Here is an 8,687-nt window from a genome sequence, read left to right on the forward strand (position 1 = left end):
AAAATGATTTCTTATTGTGCTAAAGTGTGCATTGATCCAGGTAGGATTTAGGCATTTTCTTTTTAAATTATTAAACTAACCAGGCAGTTTAGTTTAAGAAGACTATAATACGAAATGGAACTTCCAATTATTAGAGAGTTCCATTTTTTTATTAATATCAACCATTTTGTGTAATCTATGTGGATATATCTGTAAAGTGTTCCTCTTATATTGAAATACGAAAATCCTATTGTTATGGTATTTTTGAAATATGGCTATGTATCGCAATGTACGGAAGGAGGTTGCAAATTGAAAATCAAACTTGACATTAGTAATGACCGTTATGATGAAATCAAATCTGCACTCGAAGAACGAGGAATTAAAATAGATGATACTGCCGACTTCGTATTAAGTGAAACCAACTGCTACATTGATAATTTGACCGTGAGAGAAAAAGGAACAAATGCGCGGATTATATTATCGGTAGAGGACATTGTATGTATCGAATCGTTCGGTCATGCAATTGAGGTTCAAACGCAAGACGCACAGTATCTAGCTACCGATCGATTATACCGAATTGTCAGTTTGCTTGACCCAACAAAATTTTTGCGTATAAGTAACTCTGTTGTAATTGCAAGGAATAAGGTTAAACGAATTACACCTACTCTTTCGTCAAAGTTTATCCTTAAAATGATTAATGGTAAACGTGTTGATGTAACAAGAAGTTATTACTACATCTTCAAAGAGTATTTCGGAATATAGAGGAGGCAATTACATGGTTTTTCCTATTTATTTTCTCGCACTGTTTGTAATATTAATTATTTTTGTTGCTACCGTTATTGTATATTTTCAAGTCTATCAACGACATATCAATAGGGCTTTAGGAGCAACCGAGGGCAAGATAATATCAATGGTTCCTCCATATAGAGTCGCTATTGTAATGACCATAATAGTTTTACTCATTGGCCTATTTATTAGCTATTTTGCAGGATATGCTAATGCGTATAAAGATAATGAAGAAGACGCATGGGTAATGTCACATTCTGATATTCAGACATTCTATGCAGAAGTAAAAGAAATTGGCGAGAACTCTTTAGTAGTTGAAGGTATTTCCCTCAATGATGAGAATTTTCGAGGTGAGTTTCAATATGATGTATGGGGAGAAGTGAGCATATATCGGCAGGATACTCTTATCCAGCTTTCTGATTTGTCAGAAGGTAATTTGATTTCGATCACTCTATTCACCGACCGCACAGGCATTACAAATATCTTTAAAATTCAGCTATTAGGCTGACAAAAGTAACCTTGGCAATGAGAATTTAGGAATGAATAAATTTTTGGGCATTCCTTCATTTTGAAATTGAAAATCTTAACAAGCTATTTGTGCAATATAAATAGTGATTTAGATGAAGATCAATTAATTAATACTTTCAGTCATGACTAATATTGAGTTTACTGGTGATGAGAAGTTTCTGTCCGTTTGGGTATTATTTTTCTTCATTATGATTTTTTCGGTGTTTAATGTTGGATTATTTACGTAAAAATACATTGAAACCAAAAAAAGTAATAATCTTTTCAATTAAAGGGTGCGATGATTCAAGAAGGATTATCGCTTATTTTTGTTGAAGTTATTGAACTAACGGTGCATTTACTTGAAAAAGGATTTCTGTCATTGTGGAGTAAGGGTATATTTTATTGAGGTGATAAAATGTCGATAAAAGGACTTAATCATTTTTTATTTTCAGTTTCTGATTTAGAAGATTCTATTGAGTTTTATAAAAATGTTTTTGATGCTAAGTTGATAGTAAAAGGGAGAAACACTGCATACTTTGATTTAGATGGAATGTGGTTTGCACTTAATGTAGAGAAAAATATACCTCGTAATGAAATAAACCAATCCTATACACATATAGCATTTTCAATTGAAGAAGAAAAGTTTGATGAAATGAACGAGAAACTAAAGAGATTGAATGTAAACATTTTATCAGGTCGTCTAAGAGATGAAAGAGATAAGAAGTCCATTTATTTTACGGACCCAGATGGTCATAAATTTGAATTTCATACAGGTACACTACAAGATAGATTGAAATACTACAAACAGGAAAAAACACATATGGAATTTTTCGATTAGAAAGGATTTCTTATTCAATATACGGGTGCAAGAGTTTAAGAATGGCAGCTTCTTTGCCAGGTTTTTAGGTTATTCTAGTATCGAGGCAGTTAGTAGAAAAGTATAATATAGGAGGGGAATATAAAATGAAATGCACATTGTACTAATAATTTGGATTGTGGTGTCTCATATAAAGTTATAATACGTAAGTACCAGGGGGGAGTGCAATGCAATTTTATGACAGACCACTTAAGGCATATTTATTTAACGATTTAAGTGCTGTTGAAGAACACGACGGAGAACTCATTTATTTTTTTAAAAAGGGTTATGTTACAGTACTTGGCGAGTTTGAACATGAGAAATATGACGGAGGTACAGCTTGTATGATTTTTAATCAGGAAGCTGTTATTTCTGTATCAAAAAAAATGTTGCGGTTTGTTGATGATAACCTATCGTGAAAAAGTACTTTTGAAGGGGGGATAACGTGAGCATTAGAAAATACAAAAAGACGGAAGTTAATAAATTGATAAAAATTTGGTACGAAGGTTCCGTAATAGCACATGACTTTATTGAAAAGGATTTTTGGAAATCACAACAGAAGGATATGGAAGGAAAATATCTGCCAATGTCTGAAACCTATGTTATATGTAATGAAATAGAAGTTGTGGGCTTTGTTTCAATGATAGATGATTACTTGGCGGCACTGTTTATTGATGTTGAGCATCAAGGCGAAGGATACGGAAAAAGATTATTAAACTTTATAAAGGAACGAAGGAAAAAAATTCAACTGAAAGTGTACAAGAAAAATAGGAATGCTGTTAATTTTTACATGAGGAATGGTTTAATAATAGAAGAAGAATTAATAGATAAACAGACTGATGAGGAAGAGTTTTTAATGGAATGGCTAGGAGTTTAAGTTCCATAGGCTGAACCAAAATATTACATAAAATGATTTCTTGTTGTTCAAAAGATGCGTTGATCCCAAGAAGGAATAAGACACTTTTTTGTTGAAGTGATTAAACTAACGGGACATTTTAGGTGAATGTGATGTTTGGAATTAACGTTAGAGAACGGTTTCGGTTAAGAGGGAGAAAATCATTAAATAACATAGCATTTAGAGGTGGAATTCGCATACTAATTCACACCTCTTTTTTTCGTTGTTATAACAGCATTGACTGTTAATACGGTTATAAAACCGCATAGGCTTTAGAAAAAAAGGTATCAAACCTTGCTATCTGGCAAAAGATTAGCCCGATTTCCAAAAAAATATAGCAGTTATATATACGTTCTATGAAAGGTTAATTTAATACAATTTCTGTTACCTCTAAATTCATCTCGTCCAACTTAGAATAAAAGACAAGCTTAATATCGTCGAAATAACCATTATCGGGTAGCTTTATGCTTGTTCCATCTCGAAAAAATATCTCATATTCATTGATTTCAACTTCATCTTCATTTTTATAGTAATTGATTTTTTCAATTTCATTCCATTTATATATATGGCTGTGGAGTTTTAGAGGGGGAGTGTGTGAAATTGAATTATATGATATTGAAGTATTGGCTTTTGAAGCTATAAAAAATGGCACAAGGCTTAGAATAATACAAATAATGCTTAATATAATTGAGACTTTCCTATTGTTCAATAAAAAGAGTAACATCATAGATATGAATAAGAACAGATAACCGACTATATAGATGTAAAAGATATTTTTTGGTACAAAGATATGCCATAACCCAGGTTTATAGTGTACAATTTCAGCAACTGTCTGCGGAACAAATAGAAGAGATATCGGTGCAAATATAGCGAAACATATTCCAATTACCAAATAAATAATCCTGTTTTCATAACCATAAGTTATGTTTTTCATATGCTTCCACCTCCAAAATTTAACTTTTATATAACATACGATTAAGGCGCGAAGAGGTTTCGGATAAATCGTTATTTCTGTATTATCTTACATTGGCTATGTCAACAGTATTCGTTACTTTTTATTTAGTAGACTTATAAATACATTAAGCCTAGTTATATATTATATTCTTATTAGAACAAATAAATTTTAAAATTTGATTCATTCGTGATTATATATTTTAGGTATGAATGGAGAACGTATAGATATTTTTAAATGACAGTCTTGTTTAACTATTCGATGCATTATTCCAAAAAGGATTAAATGCCTTTTTTGTTGCAGTTATTAAGCTAACGGGCCAGGTTAGCTGAAGAAGGATTATCTGTTCGTAGGTCGAATATAAGAAGGGTATTTAGTTTTATAGTTTAATTTAGGGAGATCTATAATGAGTTATAAAATAGCTTTTTTCTATATAGATGGAACTATAACAAATCACGAGGATGGCAGCATTCCCCATTCTACTATTGAAGCTATAAAAGCTTTGAAGAACAAAGGGATAAGGGTAGTAGCAGCAACAGGAAGACCGTTATCAATGTGTAAGGAAATACAAGAACTAGGTATTGAAACATTTATAACAGCAAATGGTGGATATGTAAACACAATCAAGAGGTTATACATAAGTACCAATGGATAAAAGTATTATTCAAGAAGTAATGGAATTTGCCAAATTAGAAAATTCCGGTTTGTCATACTATACAGAGGAATTCAGTATGAACGGTGTAACAGAGAAGGAAATCTTAACGGCCTTAAGGGAAACCTTGTCACTGAATGATTATCCTAAAACTAATGACTTAATTCATAAAGAAGATGTATTTTTATTGTGTTTATTTGCAAATGATGAAACAGTTGAAAGGTATAAACAAAAGTTTCCGCAACTAATATTTAAAAGATGGCATCCCTATGTTTTAAATGTTTTGCAAGAGGATGTTTCAAAGTCATTAGCTATAATAAAAACTTTGAATTTTTTTGGCATTGATAAATCGGAAGCTATCGCATTTGGTGACGGTGAGAATGATATTGATTTGTTGGAATTAGTAGGGTTAGGTCTAGCAATGGGGAATGGAAACTTAAAATTGAAGAATGTTGCGGATTTTGTTACTAAACATGTAAATACCCGGTCCGTTCAGCAAATCTATCTTTTGAGAATATCGCTGTTTTTCTTATTGAATAAACGGGGCAGTATAGTTTAACAAGAATTTATTAAAACAGAGGGATTTAAAATGAATATCTACGCAATTGAGGAATTAAAGAAAAATAAAATATTAGACTTTTTTAAGTTGCATTGGGGAAGTACAGAAATGGTTATTTCAAGTGGAGTCTATGATTGCAGTTCCTTAGATGGTTTTACTATTATTAATGATGAAGGTAAAATCATTGGGTTAATTACTTACATAATTAAAGATGATGTATGTGAAATAATTTCATTAGATAGTGTTGAAGAAGGTAAAGGTATAGGTACTAAATTAGTTCAAACAGTAGAAAACCTTGCTATTAAGAGAAAGTGTAAGTTCGTTAAACTCATAACAACAAATGATAATTTATTAGCATTAAAGTTTTATCAAAAAAGAGGTTTTATTTTGTCGCAAATTATAAATAATGCAGTTGAGAAGGCTAGAAAAATAAAGCCTGAGATACCCTTAATTGGTGATGACGGTATCCCTATCAGAGATGAAATTGAATTAATAAAAATATTGAACTAACGGGTGTGTTGATCCAAGTAGGATTAATGCACTGTTTTGTTGAAGGTATTAAACTAACGAAGCAGTTTAGTTCAATTACCTAAGAAAAATAATTATAAGAAACGCCAGTCTTAAAGACTGGCTCCATTCTAGCACCAGACAAGATGAATATGAGCAGCTAGTTGGGTTTAACAATGATTAGTTTTTTGGTTTCAATACTTGTCGTGATAGTTCGCCGATTTGGTCAACGAAGGCGTCCAACTTCGCCCACGATTCGTAATACTCATAAGGGGACGCCGCAGCCGATAACCCTTCGATTGCTTCGTCAACCAATTGATTCAACGCCGCATTGTCCGACAATGATTTCACGTGCTCTAATATAGGAATATCCCGTTCGATTGATTGTTTAAGAAGTTCTTGTGGATAGACGCCTTTTTCATATGTCCCGAAAAAATTCAAATCACCTTTTGGAAGTGCGAAGCGTATTTTCTGTTTTGTTTCAGCGTCTTCCCTTTTGTAATCAATGAAAGCCAACGAAACATTTCGGTCGTTTACTTCAAAAGATGGCACTTCGTTTAATTCTATTGAATCAACGTATCTATTCACCTTTTCCGACATTACTTCCGTGAAGGGTACATTCAAAGGATAGTCCTTAGCCATTTCAATGATTTCTTCTTTCGTTGTTGCGCGTTCTTTCGCCTTCAATTCGGTCGGTGCGTCAGCTTGTGCGAAGCCGACGACTAAACCTCCACCAATGAAGACCGAACTCAATACGAATATTGCTTTCGATTTCACTTTTTCGAATCCCCTTCTTCCATAATTTTTCCTTATTTAAGAGTAACATAATTATTTTGTAATTTGGTAAATTTATCATTGTTTTTTTAGATATATAGGTAAAAAGTGTGATTTATTGTAGTAGGAATTCATTTTATAGTGAATTTAAATAAGTTTTTTCACTATTGGGTGCGTTGTCCAAGAAGAATTAAGTCACTTTTTTGTTGAGGTTATTAAACTAATGGGGCTGTTTAGTGGAAAAAGAAGGGAAAATGTTTGCGGTTGTCAAATATATTTCTTAGAAAAAATATAGTTATTTTTTAGGAGGAGACAATGGGGTATATAGAAGATTTACGCAAGGTTGTTGGAAATCAACCTCTAATATTAGTTGGGGTTGCCGTAGCTGTAATAAACGAAAAAGGAGAATTTTTATTACAAAAACGAAGCGATGGACTTTGGGGAGTTCCTGGTGGATTTATTGAATTAGGAGAATCTACTGAAGAAGCAGGGAGAAGAGAAGTTTTAGAAGAAACAGGAATTGAAATTGGTAAACTTGATTTAGTAGGTGTATTTTCAGGGAAACATCACTTTGTTAAATTACCAAACGGTGATGAATTCTATCCTGTTACTATCGCATATATTTCAAAAGATATTAAAGGTGGAATTCTTGAAGCAGATGGTCAAGAAACTATTGAAGTAAAATTCTTTAAAGTAAATGAGTTACCGGAAGGGCTAAATCCTTTGATAAAAAATCTTATTAAACAATATTCGCTGTCTTTATCACTATAAGAAATAACAAGTTTGTGAAGAAGTGTACTTAATGTAAAGAATGCAATAGTTGAACAACAGGAATACTAATCATAAGATACTTTAAAAAGTGGGGATATACGATGATTGCAAAAACAGAAGAAGATTTTAATGGTTTGAAGGAAATTGGCAGAATTGTGGCCTTTATTAGAGATGAATTGGTACAAAGAACAACTCCTGGAATAACGACTAAAGAACTTGATGATATAGCCGGAGAACTTTTTGAGAAAGAAGGCGCATTATCAGCTCCAAAAAATGAATATAATTTTCCTGGCTATACTTGTATTAGTGTTAATGAAGAAGTGGCACATGGTATTCCGGGAGATCGGGTTATACATGAAGGGGATCTAGTAAATATAGATGTATCAGGCTCAAAGAACGGTTACTTCGCAGATACAGGAATCTCGTTTGTAGTAGGTGAAGGAGAAGAAGTGTTAACAAAAATTTGCGACGTTGCTAAACAAGCATTTGAAGAAGGTCTTAAAAGAGCAAAACCTGGTTCCAAAAAAAGTGGAATCGGAAAAGTAGTTTATCAAACAGCAAAACAGCATGGTTTAACAGTTATCAAAAACCTTACAGGACATGGTATTGGACGTACAATACACGAAGCACCTGACCATATTTATAATTATAAGGAAACATGGGATGATGAATTACTAAAGGAAGGGATGGTTATCGCATTCGAACCATTTATTTCGACCTTTGAAGAAGAAGTATTCCAAATGGAAGATGGATGGACCTATGCTACTGAAAAAAGCTATGTAGCTCAATTGGAACATACGATTATCCTTTCTAAAAATGGTCCGATTATTATCACACTTTAATTCAAGGAATCCGCGGAAGAGAAAAATACATAGAGTTTACTTACGAATGTGCGTGCGTTGATCCAAGAGGGATTACGCACCTTTTGTGTTAAAATAATTTAACACTTGAGCAGTAAAGTTAATTCCTTTAATTTCGTAGTAAAAATAAATTGGGACATAAGAAAGGTGATGCCTCTGACGGGATTCGAACCCGCACTCCTTTCGTAAGCATAGGCTAAGGGAGAACACGCTTCCCTACGGAATTTCACCGACAGGAATTTCACCTGTCTCAGCTGTTTTTGCTTTTCGGTGCTTCTGAAACCTTTGCCTTGCGACCCGGTGGCTACAATGTTTTCCGGCGCTCTTCCCTTCTAGAGCTACAGAGGCGTTTTAAAAATTATATGTCATAGAATTGCGAAGAATCAATCATTATTTATTTTTCATATTGTTCGGTTCGATGAAAGAAGTAGTTCTAGTTAATTTTGGACTAGATATTTTTTTTGAACTAAAGGAACAGTTTAGTGAAAAAATAAAATAACGGAATGAGGGGTACTGGACTAACCTAAAATAGTGAGACAATATAAAACACCTCCAAAATGGCAATACTTGAGATAAGTATTGTGACATT

General features: G+C 33.0%; 10 protein-coding genes and 1 pseudogene. 9 read left to right on the plus strand and 2 right to left on the minus strand.

Annotated elements, in window-relative coordinates:
- Nucleotides 1-288 precede the first annotated feature (288 nt).
- The 5 genes from ACR65M_RS19200 (at nucleotide 289) to ACR65M_RS19220 (ending at nucleotide 3,005) form a co-directional block, all read left to right on the plus strand.
- Nucleotides 289-741: a LytTR family DNA-binding domain-containing protein gene (locus ACR65M_RS19200; protein WP_341331306.1), complete on the plus strand. Its 453-nt coding sequence runs from the start codon at nucleotides 289-291 to the stop codon at nucleotides 739-741.
- Nucleotides 742-754: 13 nt separating this feature from the next.
- Complete coding sequence (locus ACR65M_RS19205) at nucleotides 755-1,273, plus strand: hypothetical protein (RefSeq protein WP_341331307.1); 519 nt, start codon at nucleotides 755-757, stop codon at nucleotides 1,271-1,273.
- 414 nt (nucleotides 1,274-1,687) lie between these two features.
- Complete coding sequence (gene fosM, locus ACR65M_RS19210; protein WP_121447995.1) at nucleotides 1,688-2,110, plus strand: FosM family fosfomycin resistance protein; 423 nt, start codon at nucleotides 1,688-1,690, stop codon at nucleotides 2,108-2,110.
- Between the two features lie 206 nt (nucleotides 2,111-2,316).
- Entirely contained in the window at nucleotides 2,317-2,547 is a 231-nt protein-coding gene (locus tag ACR65M_RS19215) for a hypothetical protein (RefSeq protein WP_121447994.1), read from the plus strand.
- 26 nt (nucleotides 2,548-2,573) lie between these two features.
- Complete coding sequence (locus ACR65M_RS19220) at nucleotides 2,574-3,005, plus strand: GNAT family N-acetyltransferase (RefSeq protein WP_121447993.1); 432 nt, start codon at nucleotides 2,574-2,576, stop codon at nucleotides 3,003-3,005.
- Nucleotides 3,006-3,387: 382 nt separating this feature from the next.
- On the opposite strand, the gene ACR65M_RS19225 is transcribed toward ACR65M_RS19220, so the two are convergent.
- A complete protein-coding gene (locus ACR65M_RS19225; protein ID WP_341331308.1) occupies nucleotides 3,388-3,957 on the minus strand; it encodes a hypothetical protein in 570 nt (189 codons plus the stop codon).
- Between the two features lie 424 nt (nucleotides 3,958-4,381).
- Between ACR65M_RS19225 and ACR65M_RS19230 the strand changes: the two are divergent.
- A pseudogene (locus ACR65M_RS19230) lies at nucleotides 4,382-5,186 on the plus strand (Cof-type HAD-IIB family hydrolase).
- A 30-nt stretch (nucleotides 5,187-5,216) separates the two neighbouring features.
- Complete coding sequence (locus tag ACR65M_RS19235) at nucleotides 5,217-5,696, plus strand: GNAT family N-acetyltransferase (RefSeq protein WP_440274122.1); 480 nt, start codon at nucleotides 5,217-5,219, stop codon at nucleotides 5,694-5,696.
- A 177-nt stretch (nucleotides 5,697-5,873) separates the two neighbouring features.
- Here ACR65M_RS19235 and ACR65M_RS19240 read toward each other — a convergent pair whose 3' ends face one another.
- A complete protein-coding gene (locus ACR65M_RS19240) occupies nucleotides 5,874-6,470 on the minus strand; it encodes a hypothetical protein (RefSeq protein ID WP_440274123.1) in 597 nt (198 codons plus the stop codon).
- Between the two features lie 312 nt (nucleotides 6,471-6,782).
- On the opposite strand from ACR65M_RS19240, the gene ACR65M_RS19245 reads away from it, so the two are divergent.
- Both ACR65M_RS19245 and map read left to right on the plus strand, forming a co-directional pair.
- Nucleotides 6,783-7,238: an NUDIX hydrolase gene (locus tag ACR65M_RS19245; protein WP_440274124.1), complete on the plus strand. Its 456-nt coding sequence runs from the start codon at nucleotides 6,783-6,785 to the stop codon at nucleotides 7,236-7,238.
- A gap of 101 nt (nucleotides 7,239-7,339) precedes the next feature.
- Nucleotides 7,340-8,080: a type I methionyl aminopeptidase gene (gene map, locus ACR65M_RS19250; RefSeq protein ID WP_440274125.1), complete on the plus strand. Its 741-nt coding sequence runs from the start codon at nucleotides 7,340-7,342 to the stop codon at nucleotides 8,078-8,080.
- The last annotated feature ends 607 nt before the right edge of the window (nucleotides 8,081-8,687 follow it).

The sequence above is a fragment of the Ferdinandcohnia sp. SAFN-114 genome (assembly GCF_059415045.1).